General features: G+C 72.7%; 18 protein-coding genes. 7 read left to right on the top strand and 11 right to left on the bottom strand.

Annotated features, from left to right (window positions below; all coding sequences use genetic code 11):
- Positions 1 to 21: 21 nt before the first annotated feature.
- The gene (locus BLS43_RS15240) at positions 22 to 1,656 is read right to left on the bottom strand and encodes a ferritin family protein (protein WP_176921347.1); all 1,635 of its coding nucleotides are present in this window, start codon (positions 1,654 to 1,656) and stop codon (positions 22 to 24) included.
- A gap of 309 nt (positions 1,657 to 1,965) precedes the next feature.
- On the opposite strand from BLS43_RS15240, the gene BLS43_RS31685 reads away from it, so the two are divergent.
- Entirely contained in the window at positions 1,966 to 3,837 is a 1,872-nt protein-coding gene (locus BLS43_RS31685) for a sigma-54-dependent Fis family transcriptional regulator (protein ID WP_093084636.1), read from the top strand.
- A gap of 73 nt (positions 3,838 to 3,910) precedes the next feature.
- On the opposite strand, the gene BLS43_RS15230 is transcribed toward BLS43_RS31685, so the two are convergent.
- On the bottom strand, positions 3,911 to 5,623 hold the full coding sequence (locus BLS43_RS15230; RefSeq protein ID WP_093084633.1) for a potassium channel family protein: 1,713 nt from the start codon (positions 5,621 to 5,623) through the stop codon (positions 3,911 to 3,913).
- A 56-nt stretch (positions 5,624 to 5,679) separates the two neighbouring features.
- Between BLS43_RS15230 and BLS43_RS15225 the strand changes: the two genes are divergently transcribed.
- On the top strand, positions 5,680 to 6,561 hold the full coding sequence (locus BLS43_RS15225; RefSeq protein WP_093084630.1) for an ABC transporter ATP-binding protein: 882 nt from the start codon (positions 5,680 to 5,682) through the stop codon (positions 6,559 to 6,561).
- Positions 6,558 to 7,745, top strand: a complete 1,188-nt coding sequence (locus BLS43_RS15220) for an ABC transporter permease (RefSeq protein ID WP_093084626.1) — start codon at positions 6,558 to 6,560, stop codon at positions 7,743 to 7,745. The genes BLS43_RS15225 and BLS43_RS15220 overlap by 4 nt, the downstream gene beginning before the upstream one ends.
- Positions 7,746 to 7,905: 160 nt before the next feature.
- On the opposite strand, the gene BLS43_RS15215 is transcribed toward BLS43_RS15220, so the two are convergent.
- The 5 genes from BLS43_RS15215 to pdxH form a co-directional block, all read right to left on the bottom strand.
- Positions 7,906 to 8,847 (bottom strand): sunset domain-containing protein, encoded by a 942-nt coding sequence (locus tag BLS43_RS15215; RefSeq protein WP_093084622.1) that lies wholly within the window; start codon positions 8,845 to 8,847, stop codon positions 7,906 to 7,908.
- A 90-nt stretch (positions 8,848 to 8,937) separates the two neighbouring features.
- Positions 8,938 to 10,314, bottom strand: coding sequence for a cryptochrome/photolyase family protein (locus BLS43_RS15210; protein ID WP_093084619.1), 1,377 nt, complete (start codon positions 10,312 to 10,314; stop codon positions 8,938 to 8,940).
- A gap of 159 nt (positions 10,315 to 10,473) precedes the next feature.
- Positions 10,474 to 11,766, bottom strand: a complete 1,293-nt coding sequence (locus BLS43_RS15205) for a citrate synthase (protein ID WP_093084614.1) — start codon at positions 11,764 to 11,766, stop codon at positions 10,474 to 10,476.
- A 128-nt stretch (positions 11,767 to 11,894) separates the two neighbouring features.
- Positions 11,895 to 13,151, bottom strand: coding sequence for an MFS transporter (locus BLS43_RS15200; RefSeq protein WP_176921346.1), 1,257 nt, complete (start codon positions 13,149 to 13,151; stop codon positions 11,895 to 11,897).
- Between the two features lie 192 nt (positions 13,152 to 13,343).
- On the bottom strand, positions 13,344 to 13,997 hold the full coding sequence (gene pdxH, locus BLS43_RS15195; RefSeq protein ID WP_093084611.1) for a pyridoxamine 5'-phosphate oxidase: 654 nt from the start codon (positions 13,995 to 13,997) through the stop codon (positions 13,344 to 13,346).
- Between the two features lie 171 nt (positions 13,998 to 14,168).
- Between pdxH and BLS43_RS15190 the strand changes: the two genes are divergently transcribed.
- On the top strand, positions 14,169 to 15,296 hold the full coding sequence (locus BLS43_RS15190; RefSeq protein ID WP_093084607.1) for a citrate synthase 2: 1,128 nt from the start codon (positions 14,169 to 14,171) through the stop codon (positions 15,294 to 15,296).
- A 39-nt stretch (positions 15,297 to 15,335) separates the two neighbouring features.
- Here the strand turns inward: BLS43_RS15190 and BLS43_RS15185 are convergent, their stop codons facing one another.
- Complete coding sequence (locus tag BLS43_RS15185) at positions 15,336 to 16,604, bottom strand: MFS transporter (RefSeq protein WP_093084604.1); 1,269 nt, start codon at positions 16,602 to 16,604, stop codon at positions 15,336 to 15,338.
- A 69-nt stretch (positions 16,605 to 16,673) separates the two neighbouring features.
- Positions 16,674 to 17,270 carry an LLM class flavin-dependent oxidoreductase gene (locus tag BLS43_RS15180; RefSeq protein WP_093084601.1) on the bottom strand — a complete coding sequence of 199 codons (597 nt, stop codon included), beginning with the start codon at positions 17,268 to 17,270 and terminating at the stop codon, positions 16,674 to 16,676.
- A 175-nt stretch (positions 17,271 to 17,445) separates the two neighbouring features.
- Between BLS43_RS15180 and serC the strand changes: the two genes are divergently transcribed.
- Positions 17,446 to 18,561, top strand: coding sequence for a phosphoserine transaminase (serC, locus tag BLS43_RS15175; RefSeq protein ID WP_093084598.1), 1,116 nt, complete (start codon positions 17,446 to 17,448; stop codon positions 18,559 to 18,561).
- Positions 18,562 to 18,835: 274 nt separating this feature from the next.
- On the top strand, positions 18,836 to 19,912 hold the full coding sequence (gene sepH, locus BLS43_RS15170; protein ID WP_093084595.1) for a septation protein SepH: 1,077 nt from the start codon (positions 18,836 to 18,838) through the stop codon (positions 19,910 to 19,912).
- A gap of 83 nt (positions 19,913 to 19,995) precedes the next feature.
- Here sepH and BLS43_RS15165 read toward each other — a convergent pair whose 3' ends face one another.
- Complete coding sequence (locus BLS43_RS15165; RefSeq protein ID WP_176921336.1) at positions 19,996 to 20,562, bottom strand: DUF2537 domain-containing protein; 567 nt, start codon at positions 20,560 to 20,562, stop codon at positions 19,996 to 19,998.
- A 4-nt stretch (positions 20,563 to 20,566) separates the two neighbouring features.
- A complete protein-coding gene (locus tag BLS43_RS15160) occupies positions 20,567 to 21,370 on the bottom strand; it encodes a TrmH family RNA methyltransferase (protein WP_093084589.1) in 804 nt (267 codons plus the stop codon).
- Between the two features lie 139 nt (positions 21,371 to 21,509).
- Between BLS43_RS15160 and BLS43_RS15155 the strand changes: the two genes are divergently transcribed.
- Positions 21,510 to 23,024: a glutamate-cysteine ligase family protein gene (locus tag BLS43_RS15155; RefSeq protein ID WP_093084586.1), complete on the top strand. Its 1,515-nt coding sequence runs from the start codon at positions 21,510 to 21,512 to the stop codon at positions 23,022 to 23,024.
- Positions 23,025 to 23,032: the final 8 nt, after the last annotated feature.

Raw genomic sequence — 23,032 nt, 5'->3', positions numbered from 1 at the left:
TGTGACTGAGCTAGTGGTTGCTCAGCTCTTCGGCGCCGGGCGGCCGGCGGGGCCCTGCTTGACGTAGTCGGCGACGTAGGCGGCCCGTTCCTCGTCGTTCATCTCGTTGAACAGGACGTTCGGCGACTGCAGCGGAGGACACCGCCGCATGTGGTCCAGCGTCCACATCTTCTTGGGGTCGAGGTCGAGATGCGGCTGGGCCGTCATCGTCTTCCCGTCGTCCCGGACGAAGCCCATGTCGGAGACCACGTCGGCCCAGTTCCAGCCGTGGTAGAGCGTCTCCCACTCGCGCTTGCCGACGAGGCGGCCCATGTTCGGCGTCTCGCGACCCTGGAACGTCGGACGGAAGGCCTCGACGTCCGTCCAGCGGCAGACCTCGTGGCAGTAGGTCCGGTGCTGGCCGTCCACCTCGGCCGTGACCATGTCCTCACGGACCAGACACGGGACCATGCAGGTCCAGCACCGGGCCGGGTAGACGTAGTCCACGTCCTCGAAGACGATCGGGTTGTGCCCGTTCGGCTTCGACAGGCGGTTGTAGTTCTCCCACCACTTGCCGTACTTGTCGTACCAGCCCGGGTACTTGTACTCGAACCACTCGAAGTCCTCGTCCGTCATCGAGTCGATGCGCCAGTAGTTGGCGAGCCACCCGGTGGCGAAGAACTGCGCGACCTCGTGGACGTAGCCCTTCTCCCAGATCTGCTTCCACGACTCCTCGATCAAGTCGTGCGGGATGACCAGGCCGTACTTCTCCAGCGGGATCAGGTACGCACGGTAGTAGTCGTCGTAGATCCAGCGGCGCCACATCTCGGCGTAGGACTCGCGGTCCTTGCGCCGGTCCTTGGTGCCGTACTCGATGAACGTGCCGATCGCGGCGTCGACCACGCGGTGGTTGTTCCACCACGCGTACCGCAGGTCACGCTCGAGCAGCTGGCGGTTGTCCTCGTCCGACAGCGCCATGAGCAGCGTGGCGTAGCCGTTGGAGATGTGGCGGGACTCGTCGGACTGCACCGAGTGGAACACCGTGGGCAACAGGTAGTCACCGTTGGCGGCCGCCTCGGCGGGCATCGCGACGAACAGGGTGTTGGTGAACGCGGTCTCGGCCACGATCGTCAGGTAGATCGACGCCGCGGTGATCGCGTCGCCCGTGATGAACCCCTCGGCGAACTGGCGGCCGATGGTGCCGCAGTAGTCGCTGTGGAAGTTCCGGAGGCTGTTGTTGAAGCCCGCCGGGTCGATGTAGTTGTTCATGTACAGGCGCTTGAGGTTCTGCTGGATCGTCGAGTGGCGTACCTCGTCGATCATCTGGATCGCCTGACCGTTGTGCAGCTCCGGGTTCGGAACCACGTGGAACAGCATCGGCATCGAGCGCGCCGCCGATACCTCCGGCAACGGGATGATGCTCAGGAACAGCTTCTGCCACTCCAGCCAACGCTCCTGGACCTGGCGGAACATGTTCCCGCGGATGGCACCGTCGGACGCACCGTAGACGCGGTGGTCCTTCTCCTCCTGCATCGGGAAGTAGCTCCGGAGGACCTGCTTGAGCGGGTCCTTCTTCGCCGCCTTCCGGAAGGTGTAGTCGGTTCCGTACTTCATGTACGGCTCGTGGTACTGCGGCTCCCAGGCGAGTTCCTGGATCTTCTGGTGAGCCTTCGCCAAGCTCTGCCGACTCACGTCGTCTCCTCACGGTGGTGGGTGAGTGGCACAGAGGGCGACGCGGCACCGACGGCGCGGGTGTGCGGTCTCGTCATCGTCCCTGTGTGATCGGACGGTTGCGACGTGGGTCACATCCGTCCGACGTGCAGATCACACCTCCGACGCGTCTCCTGTGCGGTCTCAATCTGAGACGGTGCCCCCCTGACCAGGGCCTATCGTTCCTCACGTCCGGGCGGTAGCGTCCGGATCGATACCGGCTGCCGCGTCACCGCGGACCACAGCTGCTCCGAGAAGGGCAACCGGTTGGTCAAGATGTCTGAGCGCACCACCCACCACGAGGCGCCGGATGCCGAAGTCGGGTCCGGAGCCGGAGTCGTCGCGCCCGTGGCCGTCGGGCCGGCGGCCGAGCGGATCGCCCTCGCCCGCGAGTCCTTCCTGCACGACGAGGAACCCCCGCCGGGTCTCGTCCGGCCGCCGATCCTCGCGTCCTGGACGCGGTCGCGGAGCTTCTCCGTGGCCAGCGACCACCTCGAGCTGCCGTACGAGATCGACGCCGAACCCGACAGCCCGCTCATGCGCGCGGCCGGTCCCGTGGTCGAGGACATCGCGGACACCTTCGCCACCGAGCCCGTCTCGGTCATCCTGTGCGACGACGAGGGTGTGGTCCTCGACCGGCGCACCGGCGACAGCGCGCTGCGCCGCCAGCTCGACCGGATCTGGCTGGCCCCGGGCTACAGCTACGCCGAGCAGTACGTCGGCACCAACGGCATCGGCACCGCGCTGGAGGGCCGCGCCCCCGCGCAGGTCTACGGGCACGAGCACTACGTCGACCACCTCGAGGACATGGCGTGCGCCGGCGTCCCGATCCACCACCCCGTCTCCGGGAAGCTGCTCGGGGTGCTGGACCTGACGTGCTGGCGGAACGAGGCCAGCGCGCTGATGGCCGCCACCGCCGCCACCATCGCGCACCGCATCGAGGAGCGGCTGCTGGAACAGTCGGGCCGCCGCGAGCTGACCCTGCTGCACGACTACCTCGCCGCCTGCCGCCGCGGGCGGGGGGCGGTCGTCGCCGTCGGCGCGGACCTGATGATGATGAACGACAAGGCCCGCGAGCTGCTCGACGCGGGCGATCACGGCCCGCTCATCGCCGAGGCCACCGAGGCGCTGCGGACCGGTCGGCGCCGCCAGCTGCTCGTCGACCTGCCCAGCGGGAACACCGCGCGGGTGCAGTGTCGACCGAGCTGGGCCGAGGGCTCGCTCTCCGGCGGGGTCCTGCAGGTCCAGCTCGTGTCGAAGGCGCCGGTCGCGACCCGGCACACGGCGGCCGCCGTCGGGGCCGCGCTGCCCACCGCCGTCGGGTCCGGGGCGCTGTGGACGAAGTGCGCCCAGACCGTCGACCGGCACTTCCGCATGCGGGAGTGGCTGGTCCTCGAGGGCGAGGAGGGCACCGGCCGGACCACGCTGGCCCGGGCCACCCACCAGGCCCACTCCCCCGCCGGGCACGTCCGGGTGCTCGACGCGGCGCACGCCTCGCCCGCGTGGCTCGCCGAGGTCGCGGACGAGCTCGCGACCGGCGGCGGCACGCTGGTGCTGCAACACATCGACGTGCTGTCCGCGGAGCACGCGCTGGCCCTGGCGGACGTCCTGGACCCGCACCGGGAGTCGACCGACCCCGAGCGGCAGTGGGTCGTCGCGACCCGGGCGCACGGCACCGACGGCCCGGACTCCCCGGAGCTCGCCGAGCTGCAGGGCTGCTTCCCGCGCAGCATCGAGGTGCCGCCGCTGCGCCACCACATCGAGGACGTCGCCGAGCTGGTGCCCTACCTGCTGGCCCGGCTCACCCGCGGCGCCGACCTGCACTGCTCGCCCGAGGCCATGCGGGTGCTCATGCGCAACCGCTGGCCCGGCAACGTCGACCAGCTCTACCAGGTACTGCGCAAGGTCGTCGCGCGGCGGCGGACCGGGGTGATCCGGCCGGAGGACCTGCCGCCCGAGGTCCGGGCGATCACCCGTCGGGTGCTCACGCCCCTGGAGGCGATCGAGTGCGACGCGATCGTCGACGCCCTGCTGGACACCGACGGCAACAAGGCCGAGGCGGCTCGCAGGCTGGGCATGAGCAGAGCGACGATCTACCGACGCATCCGCGGCTACGGCATCACGATGCCCGACGGTTCCGCCGTCTGACCCACCGCATTATGGAACCATAACGTCGTTTTCAGGGCCCGAAACGACCATTATGGTTCCATAATGCGTCGGGTCAGTGGGTGAGTAACGCCAGGAGTTCGGTGTAGGGGCCCACCACGTAGGCGTCGTCGCCGCGGGCGAAGCGGGTGTCTCTGCGCGGGGTGTCGACCGTGCCGTCCGCGCGGCGCAGGGCGACCACCCGGGTGCGGGCGGAGAGCTCGCGCATGGCGCGCCCGTCGAGTTGGGGGCCGATCGGGAGGCGTCCGACCATGAACGGGGTCCGGTCGACGTAGAAGGTGCCGAGCACGTCCAACCCGAGCGCGGCGCCGACGAACCACGGGGCGGCGAGCGCGGCCGTCGAGCGGACGTGGTCGAAGCCGAAACCCTCCTCGACCGCCTCGGACAGGTCGCGGTCGAAGAGCCGCAGCACCACCGGGACGTCCCGCCAGCGGTCGCCGAGCTGGTCCCGCACGGCAAGACCTGCCTCGATGTTCACGAGATCGTCGCTGGTCAGCACGGCCACCGCCGCACACTCGGCCAGGTTGACCGCCGCGAGCACGGAGGTGTCCGTGGCGTCCCCGATGACGATCGGCACGCCGAGCTGCCGGGCCCGCGGGAGGTGCCGGTTGGCCTCGTCCCGCTCCAGTACGAGCGGGCGCGCGCCCGCCGCGAGCAGCCCCTCCAGCACGCCGATGCCCACCGCGCCGAGCCCGACGACGAGCACGTGCCCGCGCATCGTCTCGACCCGGCGCCTGCCCAGCGACCGCTCGAGGCCGTTGCTGACCAGCATCTGGGTGAGCAGGGCGAACAGCACCGCGGCGAGGACGACGCCCAGGAACATCATCCCGATCGCGTAGATCCGCAGCCAGGTCGCCTGCTCGGCGAAGGAGAAGTCCCCGTAGCCGACGGTGCCGATGGTCTCCACGGTGAAGTAGACGGCGTCCACCCAGCTCATACCCCGGCCGTCGGGCTTGACGTAGCCGGCGCGGAGCACGAACACCGACAGCGCGAACACGGCGAGCAGGACCAGGGCCGTCGCCTTCAGGGGGCGCTCGGCCTCGGCGAGCAGGCTGCGGATCAGGGTGAGCGCCCCCGCGCGCCCACCCTCGTCCGCCCGGCGCACCGCCCGCTCGGCGCCCGCGCTGCGCGCCCCGACCCGCACGGGTTCGGGGACCTCCTCGACGAGCGGCCCGAACTCCTCCGGCGTGCCGATCAGGGTGACCTCCTCGCCCGCGGCGACGGGATGGTCGCGGCCCGGGCAGAGCGCGTCCTCCGCGGCCAGCGGGGCCAGGACGCCGTAGAGGGAGCGCAGCGTGCCCGCCCGCGGTGCCTCCACGGTCGCGACCACGAACCGTCGTCCGCCCAGGTCCAGCGGGTGCGGGCGCCGCCCCAGACAGGCCTCGACGACCGACGGCGCCGCCAGCGCGGCGACGTCCAGCACGGTGCCGTGCCCGCCGAGCGCCCGGCCCACCGCGCGGTTCTCCACCCGGACGACCAACCGGGTGTCCGGGGCGACCTGGTGGGCGAGCAGGGCGGCCTCGGTGGCGACGAGATCGTCGTCCGGGGCCACGACCACCGCGGCGGCCTTCTCGGCGCCCGCCGCACGCAGCGCCTCCCGCAGCCTGCCGGGGTGCCGGGGCACCCCCCAGCCCACCAGCAGGTGCTCGGTGACCGGGTCGGGCCGGTCGGTCGCGTCGACGACCGCGCACTCGATGCCGGCGTCCACCAGCTGCTCGACGATGCGCAGCGCCACGGCACCGACGCCGCAGACCACGACGTGGCTCATCGGGCGAGTGTCTCGGCCGTGTATTGCCTGCGTGTTGCCGGACACCAGTAGGTTCGGTGATCGTGTTGGACATCGGGGGGCTACGGAAACGGTTCGGGACCCGCACGGCGCTGGAGGACGTCACCTTCTCGGTGCGTCCGGGCGAGGTGTTCGGGTTCGTCGGCAGCAACGGGGCCGGCAAGACCACGACCATGCGCATCGTGCTCGGGGTGCTGAGCGCGGACGCGGGCGAGGTGCGGTGGAAGGGCACGGCGATCGACGCCGAGGCGCGGCGGCGCATCGGGTACATGCCCGAGGAACGCGGGCTCTACCCCAAGATGAAGGTCGGTGAGCAGCTCGCCTACCTGGCCCGGCTGCACGCGGTGTCCGCCGCGGACGCGGCCGCCGCCGTCACCCGCTGGACCGAGCGCCTCGGCGTCGCGGAACGGGTGGGTGACGAGGTCCAGAAGCTGTCGCTGGGCAACCAGCAGCGGGTGCAGCTGTGCGCGGCGCTGGTCCACGACCCCGAGATCCTGGTGCTCGACGAGCCCTTCTCCGGGCTGGACCCCACCGCCGTCGAGGTGATGAGCCGGGTGCTGCGGGACAAGGCGGACGAGGGTGTGCCGGTGGTGTTCTCCTCCCACCAGCTGGATCTCGTGGAGCGGCTCTGCGACCGGGTCGGGATCATCGCGGCCGGTCGGATGGTGGCCGTCGGGAGCGTGCCGGAGCTGCGCTCGGGTGGGGTGTCCCGGATCGACGTCGTGGGGCCGCGGGACTGGGCGGGCGCGGTGCCCGGGGTGAGCGTGGTCTCAGAGGACGGCCCGCACACCCGGGTGGAGCTGGCCGGCGCCTCCGACCAGGACGTCCTCGCCGCGGCGCTGGCCGCCGGGCCGGTGCACGAGTTCACGCCGCACCGACCGCCCCTGACCGAGCTGTACAAGGACGTGGTGTCGCGATGAGTGGATTGTCTCCGCAGCAGGCGATCGGGCTGGTCGCCCGGCGCGAGTTCACCACGCAGGTGCGCTCGCGGAGCTTCGCCGTCGGGATCGTGATCTCGCTGGTCATCTTCGGTGTCTACGCGCTGATCTTCCAGTTCATCGGCAGCCGGACGTCGTCGGACTCGCTGGGGGTGACGCCCGCGGCCCAGTCGATGGTCCCGGCGCTCCAGCAGGCGGCCACGGTGGCCGGCCGCACCCTGACGGTGGTGGACGTGTCGGCCGCCGAGGGCGCCGAGGGCGCCGACCAGCTGCTGTCCGGGGACCTCGACGCGGTGCTGGACCACCCGTCGGGGTGGACGCTGACCGGACGGGACGCCGTCGGGTCCGAGCTGCAGGTGCTGGTCTCGACCGTGGTCCGGCAGGCCACCCTGGACCAGGCGCTGCAGGCGGCGGGGCAGAACCCGGCCACCGTCGCGGCGGCGGGCGCCGTCGCCGTGCAGACGCTCGAACCCGAGGACCCCGAGCGGGGACAGCGGCTCGGGCTGGCGATCGTCACCTCCGTGCTGCTGTTCATGTCGCTGATCGGGTACGGGTCGGCGGTCGCCCAGGGCGTGGTGGAGGAGAAGTCCTCGCGGGTCGTCGAGCTGCTGCTCTCCACGATCCGGCCGCTGCACCTACTCGCGGGCAAGGTGCTCGGGCTGGGCGCGGTCGGGCTGCTGCAGCTGCTCATCCTGGGGGCGATCGGGGTGGTCGTCGGGTCCGTGACGGGGGTGCTGAGCGCGCCGTCCGCGGCCGGGCCTGCGCTGGTCGCGGCCGTGATCTGGTACCTGCTGGGGTTCTTCCTCTACGCATCCGTCTACGCCGCCGCGGGGTCGATGGTGTCCCGGCAGGAGGAGCTGCAGTCGCTGGTCGCGCCGATCATGTTCCCGCTGCTGCTGCCGTTCATCTTCGCGGTGTCGGTGCTGCCGGGAGACCCGCGCAACACCCTCGCGACGGTCCTGTCCTTCGTCCCGTTCTTCTCCCCCACGCTGATGCCCGCGCGGCAGGCGCTCGGCGTGGCGCCGTGGTGGCAGGTCCTGATCGCGATCCTGCTGACGGCGGCCACGATCGTCGCCGTCGTGGCGGTGGCGGCGCGGATCTACCGCAACTCAGTGCTGCGCACGGGGGCGCGGGTGTCCTGGTCGGAGGCCCTGCGCTCGTCGTAGTCCCGGTGGACGGGGGCCCGGTGGCGCTCGGCCCGGTCCGTGAGCAGGGGGCTCCCGTGCTGCCTCGGTGAGCCGGTACTCCGTCCTCGGCGACCGGCGATGATCCACTCGTGGGGTGGTGGGCGGTCGAGATTCGACCGTTCCGCTCCCGAAGAGTGGATCAGGTGGCGCGGGGCTTGGGCTTCCACTCGGTGAAGCCCGCCTTCTCGGCGTCCTCCGCCGTGCGGAACCAGGCCTCGGGCTTCGTGCGCCGGAAGTACGGGCTCGACGGCGGGTGGAACAGCATCGACGACGCGTTCCCCTTGATCGTGTACTCCGGGCCGGGAGCCGACCCGTCCGCGAGCGGCGCGGCCGACCCGGGGCCGTAGGGCTCGGCGGGGTTGACGGCGGGGATCGCCACGGTGGGGGTGTCGTCCGTGGGCGCCGCGCGGGGGGCGGGCGAGGGGGTGAACCCGGGCGCCGTGGAGGGGGTGGTGGCGTCGAAGAGGGTGGCGGGGCGGGCGGGCTCGGCGGGCTCGTCCTCGACGACCGCGCCCACCGGCTCGACGCTCGACGTCGCCGGCATGTCGGTCGGCTTCGGAGCCTCGTCGGTGGGGTCGGCGGCGGCTGCCGGAGCCTCGGGGGCGGAGGGGTCGGACGGCTCGGGCGACGGCTCGGTTCGCGCCTCGGGTTCGGACGCCACTTCCGGCTCGGCCGGCTCGGCAGCGGCGTCGGGCTCGGCCGCGGAGTCCGGCTCGGTCCGCGCTTCCGGCTCGGTCCGCGCTTCCGGCTCGGTCCGCGCTTCCGGCTCGACAGCAGCGTCGGGCTCGGCAGCAGCGTCGATCTCGGCCACGGCGTCCGGCTCGCTCGGCTCGGACGGGGCCACCGGGGCAGGCGGCACCGTCGGCACGGGCGGCGCCGACAGTTCGCCCCGCACCCCGGGCTCGCTGGGGACGGGTGGCGCGACCGAGCGGGCGGCGGGAGGAGCGGTGGCCACGGCCCACTGGTCGGTGAGCGGGCGGCCGTCCGGGCGGCGCCGGAACCACCAGACGCCCGCGCCCGCGGCCCCGGCCAGCAGCCCGACCAGCACGATCCCGCGCGTCGGTCGGCGTCGGTCGGCCATCGGGTCTCCCCTCGTGAAGTGCTGGGGCCAGCCTAGGCGTTCACCCACATGCCGCGTCGGGTGGCCCGTGGGGGCCGGGCGCAGGCCACCTCACCGACGTGCGTTCTTCACCTGCTCGTAGCGGTCCAACGCCTCCTGCCGCTCGGCCTTGTGGTCGACCATCGGCTCGGGGTAGCCCTCCGGCACCCCGACCTTCCACGGCTGGTGCACCGCCTTGCCCTCGATGCCGCGCAGCTCGGGGACGTACTTGCGCACGTAGTCGCCGTTCGGGTCGAAGCGCTCCCCCTGCGTGATCGGGTTGAAGACCCGGAAGTAGGGCGAGGCGTCCGTGCCGCTGCCCGCCGTCCACTGCCAGCCGTGCTGGTTGGAGGCGAGGTCGCCGTCGACCAGCAGCTGCATGAAATGGCGGGCACCCCACCACCACGGCAGATGCAGGTCCTTGACCAGGAAGGACGCCACGATCATCCGCACCCGGTTGTGCATCCACGCCTCCGCGCGCAGCTGGCGCATCCCGGCGTCGACGATCGGGAAACCGGTGCGGCCCTCCTTCCACGCCTCGAACGCGGCGTCGGCCTCCTTGCCGGTGGCGACCGGCAGGGCGTCGAAGGAGCGGTCGTAGTTGCGGCGGGCGGAGTCCGGGCGCTGGAACAGGATGTCCGCGTAGAACTCGCGCCAGGCGATCTCGGTCCGGTAGGTGTTCGCGCTCTCGGAGCGGCGCTGCGCCAGGTCGGCGAGGATCGTGCGGGGGTGGATGCAGCCGTACTTGAGGTACTGCGACATGCGCGAGGTCCCGGGCCGGTCGGGGCGGTCCCGGGTGTCGCCGTACTCGTCGACGATGTCGAGGAAGTCCCGCCACGCGGCGCGGGCCGCCCGCTCGCCGGGTTCGGGCAGCTCGGCGTCCACCGCGACGTCGTCGGGGACCCGGACGGCCCGGGGGCCGCCGTCCTTGTCCGACGGGTCCATCCAGGTCACGGTCGCCGCGGAGGTGTCGGCCGGGTCCCGCCAGCCGTGGTCCGCCCAGGCGCGGCGGAACGGGGAGAAGACCTTGAACGGGTCGCCGTCGGACTTCACGACCCGCCCGGGCGCGACGGCGTAGGGCGACCCGATCCGGTGCAGCTCGCGACCCGCGTCCGCCAGCGCCTTCTCGACGCCCTCGTCCCGCTTCGCGCCGTACGGACCGAAGTCCGCCGCCACGTGCACCACCGACGCGGACACGGCCTCGGCCACCCGCGGCACGACGTCCACCGGGTCGCCCTCGACCACCAGCAGCCGGTCGCCCAGCGCCGCGGACAGCTCCCGCAGGCAGCCGTAGAGGAAGGTCAGCCGCGCCCCACCGCTCGGGGCGATCAGCGCCGGGTCGAGCACGAACAGGGCCAACACCTCGTCGGAGTCGGCCGCGGCGAGGAAGGTGGGCTGGTCAGCGACCCGCAGGTCACGCCGGAACCAGACGATGGAGCGGTCGGGCATGGATCGACGCTAGCGGCGCAGGCCCCCACCCGCGCGTCGAGCCGACGTCCGGCGCACACGCCCGGGTGTCCGACTCGCGTGTCCGAAGGGAGGGACTCGCGGGTCGGGGGTCGTGCGTGGCGAGTGGTGCTCTGGCACCACTCGCCACGCACGGGCGCGTCAGCGCTTCTCGACGTCCACGTAGTCGCGGGCGCCGGAGCCGACGTAGAGCTGGCGGGGGCGGCCGATCTTGTTGGCCGGGTCCCCCATCATCTCGCGCCAGTGGGCGATCCAGCCCGGGAGCCTGCCGAGGGCGAAGAGGACCGTGAACATCTTGGTCGGGAAGCCCATGGCCCGGTAGATCACGCCGGTGTAGAAGTCGACGTTCGGGTAGAGCTTGCGCTCGACGAAGTAGTCGTCCGCGAGGGCCTTCTCCTCGAGCCGCATCGCGATGTCCAGCAGCGGGTCGGTCACGCCGAGGGCCTTGAGCACCTCGTCCGCCTTCTGCTTCACGATCTTGGCCCGCGGGTCGTAGTTCTTGTAGACCCGGTGGCCGAAGCCCATGAGCTTGACGCCCTGCTCCTTGTTCTTCACGCGCTCCATGAAGGCGTCCGCGTTGCCGCCCTCCTCCTGGATGCGGGTGAGCATCTCGAGGACGGACTGGTTGGCGCCGCCGTGCAGCGGGCCGAACAGGGCGTTGACGCCCGCGGAGATGGAGGCGAACAGGTTCGCCTGGGAGGAGCCGACGAGCCGCACCGTGGACGTCGAACAGTTCTGCTCGTGGTCCGCGTGCAGGATCAGCAGCGTGTCCACGGCCTTGGCCATGGTCGGGTCGACCTCGTAGGGCTCGGCCGGGAAGCCGAACGTCATGCGCAGGAAGTTCTCCACCAGGCCCAGCGAGTTGTCCGGGTAGAGGAACGGCTGGCCGACGGACTTCTTGTACGCGTAGGCCGCGATCGTGAAGACCTTGGCCATCAGGCGGACCGTGGAGAGCTCGACGGCGTCGTCGTCGAACGGGTCCAGCGAGTCCTGGTAGAAGGTCGACAGCGCCGAGACCGCGGACGACAGCACCGGCATGGGGTGCGCGTCCCGCGGGAAGCCGTCGAAGAAGCCCTTGAGGTCCTCGTGCAGCAGCGTGTGCCGCGAGATGTCCGTGGTGAACCTCTGCAGCTGCTCGGCGGTGGGGAGCTCGCCGTAGATCAGCAGGTAGGAGACCTCGAGGAAGCTCGAGTTGTCCGCCAGCTGCTCGATCGGGTAGCCCCGGTAGCGGAGGATGCCGGCGTCGCCGTCGATGTAGGTGATCGCGGAGGCGCAGGCGGCCGTGCTGGTGAATCCGGGGTCGAACGTCGTCATCCCCGTCTTCGCCAGGAGCTTGCTGACGTCGACCGCCGACGCTCCCTCGGTCGGCGTCTTGATCGCCATGTCGTGCGTGCCGCCCGGGTAGTTCAGGACGGCGGTGTCTTCGTCAGCCATGTGGAGGTTCCCTCTCACCCTGGTTTCTTCTGCGTTTCCGCCACGCTAGTGCGCCGGGGCGCGATCCGTACCCCTCGGGCGACGCCGTGACGGCCGTAAGCGGTAAGGATCACTCACCCGGACACCTCTTACGGGGTGTGGGCGACGGGCGCGCGGTACTCCCAGAACTCGCGGTAGCGGAACACGACCAGCAGGGTCACCACGACCACGGCGACGCCGCCGATCCAGGCCGCCGTCCCCGGCCCGACGGCGTCCGCCGCGGCACCGTGCCACAGGTCCGCCAGCCGCGGGCCGCCCGCGACGACCACGGTGAACACCCCCTGCATGCGCCCGCGCATCTCGTCGGTGGCCACGGACTGCAGCATCGAGTTGCGGTACACCGAGCTCACCAGGTCGGCCGCCCCGGCGACGGCCAGGAAGAACACGGCGAGCCACAACGAGGACGTCAGGCCGAAGAGGGCGACCCCCAGCCCCCAGACGCAGATCGCGAGGGTCACGGCCACACCCTGCCGGGCGACCCGCGCCAACCAGCCGGACAGCACCCCACCGGCGACCATGCCCAGGGGGATGGCCGCGAACAGCAGGCCCATCGCGAAGCCGCCGCCGACGGGATCCCCGAACACGGTGTGGCTGATCTCGGGGAACAGGACGCGGGGCATGCCGAAGGCCATCGCGACGATGTCGACGAGGAACGACACCAGCAGGATCTTGTGCATCGCGGCGTACCGGAACCCGTCCACGATCTGGCGCAGGCCCGCCTTGCGCGGGCTCGCCTCCTGCGGGGGCAGCGTCGGCAGCCGGAAGGTCGCCCACAGCGTGGCGAGCAGCAGGATCGCGTCGAGCAGGTAGATCATGCCCAGCCCGATGACCGGGATGAGGACGCCGGCCAGCAGCGGGCCCGCTACGGCGCCGAGCTGGGTGACCGTCATGTTCAGGGCGTTCGCGGCGGGCAGCTGGGCCGCCGGGATGAGCCGCGGGATGACCGCCGCGCGGGCGGGCATGTTCATCGCCAACATCGACGACTGGAGCGCGAACAGCACCAGGACGACCCAGACGTTCCCGATGCCGCTCTCGGCCACCACCCACAGCGCGAGCGAGGTCAGGGCGATGCCGGTGCCCGTGGCGAGCAGCATCACCCGGCGGTCGACCGCGTCCGCGATCGCCCCGCCCCACAACCCGAACACCACCAGCGGGACCAGGCCGAACGCCCCGGTCAGCCCCACGTAGGTCGAGGACTGCGTCATCGCGTAGATCTGCGCGGGGACGGCGACGACGGACAGCTGGGCGCCGATCGTCGTGACGACGCCTGCGGCCCACAGCCGCCGGTAGGCGGGCGTGCGCAGGGGGGTCGTGTCGGCGAAGGCGCCGCGCGCGATCCGGGACAGCCGGGTGCGGGCGTGCGGGGAGGAGGCGGAGGCGGAGGCGGAGACGACGGTGGGGGCCTCCGGCTCCGGGGGCAGCCGTGCGGTGTCCCCGTCGGCCGGTCCCGGGGTCGGGACGGTCGGCGGGTCCGGACAGAGGGGGTCCGTCGGCTGCTCCGGGGGTGGCGTACTCACGCCGCCATCACTACCACCGTGTCATGGCGCAAGCCTGATGACCTTCCAGGTGCGGGTGTCCCGGTCGCCCACGAACCGCAGCCGGTCGTGCATCCGGTCGGTGCGGCCCTGCCAGAACTCCACCTCGTCCGGCACGATCCGCCAGCCGCCCCAGTGCGGCGGGCGCGGGACGACCTCGGTGTCGGCGAACCGCCGCTCGACGTCCGCGAGCGCCTGGTCGAGCACGCTCCGGTCGGCGACGACGGCCGACTGGGCCGAGGCCCACGCGCCCAGCTGCGAGCCGCGCGGCCGGGTGGCCCAGTAGGCGTCGGCCTCGGCGTAGCTGGTCTGCTGCACGATCCCGCGCACGTGCGCCTGCCGGTGCAGCGGGTACCAGGGGAAGGTCGCGGACGCCTCGTGGGACTGCCGCAGGTCCTGGCTCTTCGCCGAGGTGAAGTTCGTGAAGAAGACGACACCCCGCTCGTCGAGGCCCTTGCACAGCACCGTGCGCGAGGCCGGCCTGCCCGCCGGGTCGGCGGTGGCCAGCACCATGGCGTTCGGCTCGGCGACCCCGGCCTCCTCGGCCTCGGCCAACCACGCCGCGAGCTGCTCGTGCCACGTGGGCGCGAGCTGGTCGACGTCGAACCCGCTCGTCTGGTAGTCGACCCGCATCCGCGCGAGCGTCGTGTCCGTCATGCCCAGACGGTAGGCAACCCCGGTGACGACGGAAAACCCTCCGTTCGGGTCCGTGACCCAGGACACCGCCCGGCCCGGCCCCGGCGTGAGAAGGTGACGACGGCATTTCTGGGATGTGGCCGACGGCGCCGACCGGTCCTCGTCGGTGTCCGACGACGAAGGAGAGACCCGGTGCCCGAGGACAACACTGCACCTCCGCCCCCGCCCGGTTTCAAGTCCGGTCTGGAGGGCCACGTCGCCTTCCGCACCGAGATCGCCGAGCCGGACAAGGACGGTGGCGCCCTGCGCTACCGCGGCGTCGACATCGAGGACCTCGTCGGGTCCGTGACCTTCGGCAACGTCTGGGCCCTGCTCGTCGACGGCCGCTTCGGACCCGGCCTGCCCCCCGCCGAACCCTTCCCCATCCCCGTCCACACCGGCGACGTCCGCGTCGACGTCCAGGCCGCCCTCGCCATGCTCGCGCCGCACTGGGGCTACAAGGCGCTCCTGGACACCGACCCCGGCGAGGCCCGCGACCAACTCGCCCGCGCCTCGGTCATGGCCCTGTCCTACGTCGCCCAGTCCGCCCGCGGCATCGGCGTCCCCGCCGTCCCCCAGTCCCGCATCGACCAGGCCCAGACCATCACCGAACGGTTCATGGTCCGCTGGAAGGGCGACCCCGACCCCGCCCACGTCAAGGCCATCGACGCCTACTGGGTCTCCGCCGCCGAGCACGGCATGAACGCCTCCACCTTCACCGCCCGCGTCATCGCCTCCACCGGCGCGGACGTCGCCGCCTCGCTCTCCGGCGCGATCGGCGCCATGTCCGGCCCCCTGCACGGCGGCGCCCCCGCCCGCGTCCTCCCCATGATCGAGGAGGTCGAGCGCACCGGGGACCCGGAGGCGCTCGTCCGCGGCATCCTCGACCGCAAGGAGAAGCTCATGGGCTTCGGGCACCGGGTCTACCGGGCCGAGGACCCCCGCGCCCGCGTGCTGCGGCGCACCTGCCAGGAGCTGGGCGCCCCGCGCTACGAGGTCGCGGCCGGACTCGAGCAGGCCGCCCTGCGGATCCTGCGCGAACGCCGCCCCGACCACCCCATCGAGACCAACGTCGAGTTCTGGGCCGCGGTCATCCTCGACTTCGCCCAGGTCCCGCCACACATGATGCCCGCCATGTTCACCAGCGCCCGCACCGCCGGCTGGTCGGCGCACATCCTGGAACAGAAGCGCGAGAACAAGCTCGTCCGCCCCTCCGCCCAGTACATCGGCCCCGGCCCCCGCAAGCCCCAGGACGTCGAAGGCTGGGACCTGCTCACCTGAGCCGTGAGCGGCGATAGTCGCCATGGCGACTATCGCCGCTCACGGGGTGGTGGGGACCGGCGTGCGCTGCCTGCGGATCGCGATGCTGGCGAGCGCGGCGACGCCGCAGAGGACGGCGCCGCCGTACCAGGCGGCGTCGTAGCTGCCCAGCGCGTCCCGCACCAGGCCCGCGGCCAGGGCGGCGGCCGCCGCGCCGAGCTGGTGGCTCGCGAACACCCAGCCGAAGACGATCGGGGCGCGCGCCCCGAAGGCCTGCCGGCACAGCGCCATCGTCGGCGGCACCGTGGCGACCCAGTCGAGGCCGTAGAAGATGACGAACGCGAAGATGCTGGCGTCGAGGTCGGCGCCGAACAGCGGCACGAGCAGCGCCAGCGACACCCCGCGCAGCGTGTAGTAGGCCAGCAGCAGGATCCGCGGGTCGAAGCGGTCGGTCAGCCACCCGGAGCAGATCGTCCCGGCGATGTCGAAGATCCCGACGAGCGCGAGCAGGCTCGCCGCGGTGGTCGCGGGCATCCCGTGGTCGTGGGCGGCCGGGATGAAGTGCGACTGGACCAGCCCGTTCGTCGTGGCGCCGCAGATGAAGAAGCCGACCACCAGCAGCCAGAACGTGCGGCGGCGCGCGGCCTCGGCCAGCGTCCCCACCGCGAGGCGGGCGGCGCCCGACCGCAGCGGCTCGACGACGTCCTCCGCCGTACCGCCGTAGGGCAGCTCGCCGACGTCCGCGGGGCGGTCCCGCAGGAACGCCAGCACGACCGGCACCACGAGCAGGGCGGCCGCGGCGACCGCCACGGCGGCGGTGCGCCAGCCGTCGGTCTCCACCAGGTGGGCCAGCAGCGGCAGGAAGATCAGCTGACCGGTGGCCGTCCCCGCCGTCAGGACGCCGGAGACGAGCCCGCGGCGGGCGACGAACCACCGCCCGACGACCGTCGCCACCAGCGCCATCGCCATCGACCCGGTGCCCAGGCCCACGACCACGCCCCAGAGCAGCACGAGCTGCCACGACGCCGTCATGAACACCGTGAGGCCCGAGCCGATCGCGACCAGGACCAGCGCGACCGCCACGACCCGGCGCACCCCGAAGCGCTCCATCAGCGCCGCGGCGAACGGGGCGGTGAGCCCGAACAGCGCCAGGTTGACCGCGAGCGCACCGGAGATGGTGCCGATCGACCAGCCGAACTCGGCGTGCAGCGGCTCGACCATCACCCCCGGCGTCGAGCGGAAGGCGGCGGCGCCGATGAGCGCCAGGAACGTCGCGGCGGCGGCGTACCAGGCGGGGTGCACGCGCCGCCGGGACCGGAGTTCTGTCACGAAACCCAGCGTTCCCTACGGGACCGCCGCGGGGAAGTGGCCCGGCGGTCATGCGCCGTCAGGATCCGGTCACGCCGCGATCGAGGCCATCCGCCGGACCGTCTCGGCGAACTCCGCGAGCTCCACCCCGACGTCCGCGCTGCGGGGCCGCAGCAGCAGGCCCGCCGGACGCAGGCGCCGGACCAGGCGCTCGAGGTCCGCGCCCGGCGCGACCTCGACGACCGTGCGCAGCGCCGTGCCCCGCGGCGCGGGCGCACCGAGCGGCTGCGGCACGTACGCGCTCGCACCCGGCTGGGCGAGCCAGGTCGGCAGGCCGGTCACCCCGTGCCGACGGGCCAGCTCCGTGCGCACCTCGGCCGCGTGCGCAGCCGGGTCCCGGCCGGTCCCGCCCGGCGACCCGACGACGAGCTCGGCCCGCCCGCGCGCCCGCGCGGCCAGGTCCGCCAGGGACTCGGCATCCGTGGCGGACCGCCGCCAGTGGCCGCCGACCGCGAGGCCGATCCGGATCCGGGAGGTGCGCCCGGCCGCGACCGCCAGCGCCATGCCGGAGTCGCCGTAGCTGGCGGGCGCCTCGTGGCACCAGGCACGGGTGAAGCCCAGCTCCTCCGCGAGCGCGACGTGCTCGGGCGTGGCCACCCCGACGGCGAGTGCGCAGTCGATCTCCATGACGGTCCTTCCCTCACGACGCAGACCTCAGTCTTCTCGATCGATCCCGAAGCCTTGTTTCACGTGTCACCCGCTTGGCCGACACGCCGTGACGGAGGGACCTGCGGACGATCACCGCCCGTGCTGGGACGGGCCGACCCCACGCGCCCGCGCGCGACTTGCGACACTGGGACCCGTGAGCGACCTGCAGATCCCCGCGGACCTCCTGCCCGGCGACGGACGGTTCGGCTGCGGACCCTCGAAGGTCCGTCCCGAGCAGCTCGAGGCCCTCGCCCGGGCGGGCGACGTCATGGGCACGTCCCACCGCCAGAAGCCGGTGAAGTCCCTGGTCGGACGGGTGCGCTCCGGCCTGCGCGAGCTCTTCTCGCTGCCGGACGGCTACGAGGTGGTGCTCGGCGACGGCGGTTCCACCGCGTTCTGGGACGCCGCGGCCTTCGGCCTGGTGAAGGAGCGCTCGCTGCACCTCACCTACGGTGAGTTCTCCGCGAAGTTCGCCGAGACCACCCGGGGTGCCCCGTTCCTGGCCGACCCGGTGGTCGTCGCCGCGGACCCGGGCAGCGCGCCCGAGCCGACCGCCGACCCGTCGTGCGACGTGCTGGCCTGGGCGCACAACGAGACGTCGACCGGCGTCGCGGTGCCGGTCGTGCGGCCCGAGGCGGCGATCGACGGCCAGCTCGTCGTCATCGACGCCACCTCCGGCGCCGCGGGCCTGCCCGTCGACATCACGCAGGCGGACGCCTACTACTTCGCCCCGCAGAAGGGCTTCGCCTCCGACGGCGGCCTGTGGCTCGCGCTGATGAGCCCCGCCGCGCTGCAGCGCGTCGCCGACCTCGCCGCGGGGGACCGCTGGATCCCGCCGTTCCTGTCCCTGGCCACGGCCGTCGACAACTCGGTGAAGGACCAGACCTACAACACCCCGGCCGTCGCCACCCTGATCATGCTGGCGGACCAGATCGACTGGATGCTCGGCCTCGGCGGGCTCGACGGGTGCGTGGCCCGGACCAAGGACTCCTCCGACCGGCTGTACACCTGGGCCGAGAAGTCCGAGTTCGCCACGCCGTTCGTCACCGACCCGGCGCACCGCTCGCAGGTCGTCGGCACGATCGACTTCGCGGAGTCCGTGGACGCCGCGGCGGTCGCCAAGGTCCTGCGGACCAACGGGGTCGTCGACACCGAGCCCTACCGGAAGCTGGGCCGCAACCAGCTCCGGATCGGCATGTTCCCGGCCGTGGAGCCCGCGGACGTCTCGGCGCTGACCGCGTGCGTCGACTGGGTCGTCGAGCACCTCTGACCGATCCCGCCGTCGAGAGGGGCCGGGCCGCGTGGTCCGGCCCTTTTTCCACGCCCGAGCGTGACGGAATGTAGTCACACCAGTAACATCCACCCCACACTGCTCGACTCCGGCACGCCTTGTGACCGCTCGGGGTCGTGCTCGTCGGGAGAGGCACGGGAAACGCCCGGTAGCGGGCACGGCGCGCCTCACCCGTCGGACACGATTCGGCATCTACCGTCACCCGGACGGGGGCCGAGGTCGGGCTTCGGGCGAGTGCGGAGGTGCGGCGGAGATGCGGTCGTTGCGGGTCGTCGGGATCGCCGAGGACGGTGCGGTGGTCCTGGAGGACTCGGCGCGCCGCGAGCGGTACACGGTGCCCGCGGACGAACAGCTCCGCGCCGCCGCCCGGGGAGACCTGACGCGGCTCGGCCAGATCGCGATCGAGTTGGAGAGCCAGTTGCGCCCACGCGAGATCCAGGCCCGCATCCGTGCCGGGGCGTCCGTGGACCAGGTGGCCGCCGCCGCCGGGGTGCCCAGCCAGAAGATCGAACGGTTCGCCTACCCCGTGCTGCTCGAACGCGCCCGCACGGCCGATCTCGCGCGCAACGCCCACCCCGTCCGCGAGGACGGCCCGGACCTGCGGACGCTCGACGAGACCGTCGCGCACACCTTCGGGCTGCGCGGCCAGGACCCGACGACCGTCGACTGGGACAGCTGGAAGGGCGAGGACGGCAAGTGGGTCGTCGGCCTGTGCTGGCGGTCCGGGAAGTCGGACATCCGCGCGCACTGGAGCTTCCAGCCCGGCGCGCACGGCGGCACCGTCACCGCGCTCGACGAGCACGCCCGGGACCTGGTCGAGGGCCGCCCGCAGCAGCCGCTGCGGCCCGTCGGCCCGGTGATCGACATGGCGCGCACCGAGGAGGCCGAGGCACCGGCCGCGGAGGCGGAGCAGGCGAGCGAGAGCGTGCCCGCGGCGGTGAACGGGGGCGCCCCGATCGCGCCGGAGCAGCGCCGCGCGGCCACCGCGCGGACCGCCGTCCGCACCCGCACCGAGTCGCGCACCGAGTCGCGTACCGAGTCGCCCCGCACCGAATCACCCCGTACCGAGAGCGCCCGGCCCGTGCAGCGGGAGGCGGCGCCGACCCACCCGGCCGCCCGCAACAGCGACACCCGCCCGGCTCCCGAGCCCACCCCTGAGCCGACCCCCGAACCCGTCCCCGAGCCCGCTCCCGAACCCGCAGCCGCAGCCGCCGAGGCGGAGCCGCAGGCCGAACCGAGCAAGCAGCCCCCGGCCCGCCCGCGCGCGAAGAAGGGCAAGCCCGTCATGCCGAGCTGGGACGAGGTCCTCCTGGGCGTCCGCGGCAAGTAAGGGCGGCAAGTAAGCGCATTGTGGCTCCACCACTGGCGTTCTGCGGCCGCGAAACGACAGTTGTGGCTCCCTGATGCGTGGGGCTAGGTGAGGAACTCCCCCAACAGGAGCACCACCCAGGCCGCGGCCAGGCCTGCGGCCACACCCAGGGCGATCCAGCGCCAGAACCGCTGCCTGCGGGCGAGCCAGAGCGACGGCGCGAGCCCGCCGACGACCAGCAGGTTCGCCGGGATCCACAGCAACCCGAACGCCTCGCCGAAGGCCCGGGACAGCGCGACGTCCCCGATGGCCGCGAGCACCGCGAAGAAGGCGGCGACGGGCAGGCCGGTCTCCCAGGGGGTCGGCTCGCTCGGCGCCGTGCGGGGCAGCGGGATCGGCCCGGTCTGGGAGCGCCCGACCACCCGCTCGCGCCCGCCGGTCAGCGGGTCGACGTACTCGACGGGCCTGCCCAGGGCGTCGGACACCCGGCCGGCGAGCTGCCTGCCGCGGCGGGACACGATGTCCCGCTGCTCCGGCAGGATCGGGGCGCCCGCGATGCTGGTCGCGACCGCGGCCCACTGCTGCAGGTCGGACGTCAGGTCCTCGGGCAGGCCGGCATCGCCCGGTCGCCTCTCGCCGAGCACCACCCGACCCCCCGCACCGAGGTGCACCGGTTCAGAGTACGGACGCCGCCACGGCATGGAAGGCCACGGCCGCAGCCGTTGCCACATTGAGAGAGTCGACGCCCGGGGCCATGGGGATGCCGACGCGGACGTCCGCGGCGGCGAGTGCGGCGTCCGTCAGGCCCGGGCCTTCGGCGCCGAGCAGCAGCGCGACCCGGGACCCGGCCAGCCCCGCGGGCAGCGGGGTGCCGGACGGGGTCAGGGCCGCGACGGTCAGCCCGCTCTCGCGCAGCAGGTCCAACGAGTCCGGCCACGGCTCGTCGAGGTGGGCGAACGGCACGCGCAGGACGTGGCCCATCGACACCCGGACCGAGCGCCGGTACAGCGGGTCGGCGCAGCGCGGGCCGAGCAGGATCCCGTCGACTCCCAGCGCGGCGGCGTTGCGGAACAGCGAGCCGAGGTTCTCGTGGTCGTTGACCCCCTCGCAGACGGCGAGCACCCGTGCCGTCCGGGCGAGGGACGCGGCGTCCACGGGCGCGGCCCGGTCGGCGACGGCGAGCACGCCCCGGTTGAGGTGGAACCCGACGGTCGTCGCCATCGTGTCGGCACTGGCCGCGTAGGCGGGGACGTCCAGGGGCGCCAGGTCGACGGACAGCTCCTCGATCCGGCGGGGGACGCCCAGCAGCGACCGGACGGGGTAGGGGGACTCCAGCAGACGCCGTACCACCACGACGCCCTCTGCGATGACCAGCCCGCGGCCACCCGGACGATCCGGCCGGCGGTCCGCCGTCGTGAGGTCGCGGTAGTCGTCGAGCCGCGGGTCGGCGGGGTCGTCCACGGTGGTGATGATGGCCACGATGACCGATCGTCCCAGGTCGTCTGCCGTTCGTCGCACCGGGTCGCCCGGACAGCCGGTACCGCCAAAGTCGGGGATGTGTCACGGTGGAAAACCGCGCGCCTTTCGAGGGCGCGGCAGGAGGAGGCATCGGGAGAGCATGGGCCAGGACGTCGACCGGACCCGGTTCAGTCGGCGGGAGCGCCAGCGGTATCGAGCCAAGGTGCAGCGTTGCCTCGAGGCGTTGACGACGATGCTGCGGGAGCACCCGTTCGCCGAGGACGACCCGATGACCGGCATCGAGGTGGAGCTCAACCTGGTCGACGGCGCCCTCGCTCCCGCGATGACCGGCCGGGAGGTGCTCCGGGCCATCGGTGGCACCGAGTTCCAGACCGAGCTGGGCCGCTGGAACATCGAGCTGAACCTGCCGCCGCGCCCGCTGCCCGGCGACCAGTGGCGCCACCTCGAGCACGAACTGCTCGACGAGCTGGCCGTCGCGGGCGCGAAGGCGCGGGACTGCTCGTCCAGCATCGCCATGATCGGGATACTGCCGACCCTGGAGCGGAACCACCTCGTCTCGGACTCGATCTCGGCGGACGATCGTTACGCCGTCCTCAACGAGCAGATGCTCGCCGCGCGCGGCGAGCCGATCCACATCGACATCGCGGGCGGCGACCCGGCGGGCAGGCACGCGGTGGCCGCCGAGCGGTTCGCCGCGGACTTCGAGACGATCATCCCCGAGGCCGCCTGCACGTCGATGCAGCTGCACCTGCAGGTCTCGCCGAGCTCCTTCCCGGCGTACTGGAACGCGGCGCAGTGCCTCGCGGGCGTGCAGCTCGGGCTGGGGGCGAACTCCCCGTTCCTCCTCGGCTCGCGGCTGTGGGCCGAGACCCGGATCCCGCTGTTCACCCAGGCCTGCGACGTCCGGACGGTCGAGCTGCGCAACCAGGGCGTGCGGCCGCGGGTGTGGTTCGGCGAGCGCTGGATCTCCTCCGTGCTGGACCTGTTCGCCGAGAACGCCCGATACTTCCCCGGCATCGTCCCGTTCCCCGGGGACTCGGATCCGATCTCCACGCTGCACGAGGGCGGCGTCCCCGACCTCGACGAGCTGAAGCTGCACAACGGCACGATCTGGCGCTGGAACCGTCCGGTGTACGACGTGGCGGACGGCCAGCCGCACATCCGCCTGGAGAACCGGGTGCTCCCGTCTGGGCCGACCGCCGTCGACATGGTGGCGAACGCGCTGTTCTTCTACGGGCTGCTGCGCGTGCTCGTCGAGGCGGACCGCCCGCTGTGGCAGTCGATGAGCTTCGAGGCCGCCGAGGAGAACTTCTCGACGGCCGCACGCCACGGCATGGACGCGCCGCTCTACTGGCCGGGGACCGGGTGGATCAAGCCGGACGAGCTCGCCCTGCGCAAGCTCCTCCCGCTCGCCCACGAGGGCCTCTCCCGGTGGGGGGTGACGCCCGCGGTGCAGGACCGCTACCTGTCCGTCATCGAGCGGCGGTGCGTGACCGGGCAGACCGGCGCCGCCTGGCAGCTGCAGACCGTCGCCGCGCTGGAGCGGCGCGGGGCGTCCCGGGCGGGCGCGTTGCACGGGATGCTGGAGCGGTACCTGGAGTTCTCCGAGGCCAACGAGCCGGTGCACGCCTGGCAGCTGCCCGGCCCGCGCTGACGCGCCCG

Origin of the sequence: Pseudonocardia oroxyli (genome assembly GCF_900102195.1) — a bacterium.
GTDB classification, from domain to species: Bacteria; Actinomycetota; Actinomycetes; order Mycobacteriales; family Pseudonocardiaceae; genus Pseudonocardia; species Pseudonocardia oroxyli.
This window is presented reverse-complemented; position numbering and strand designations above follow the sequence as displayed.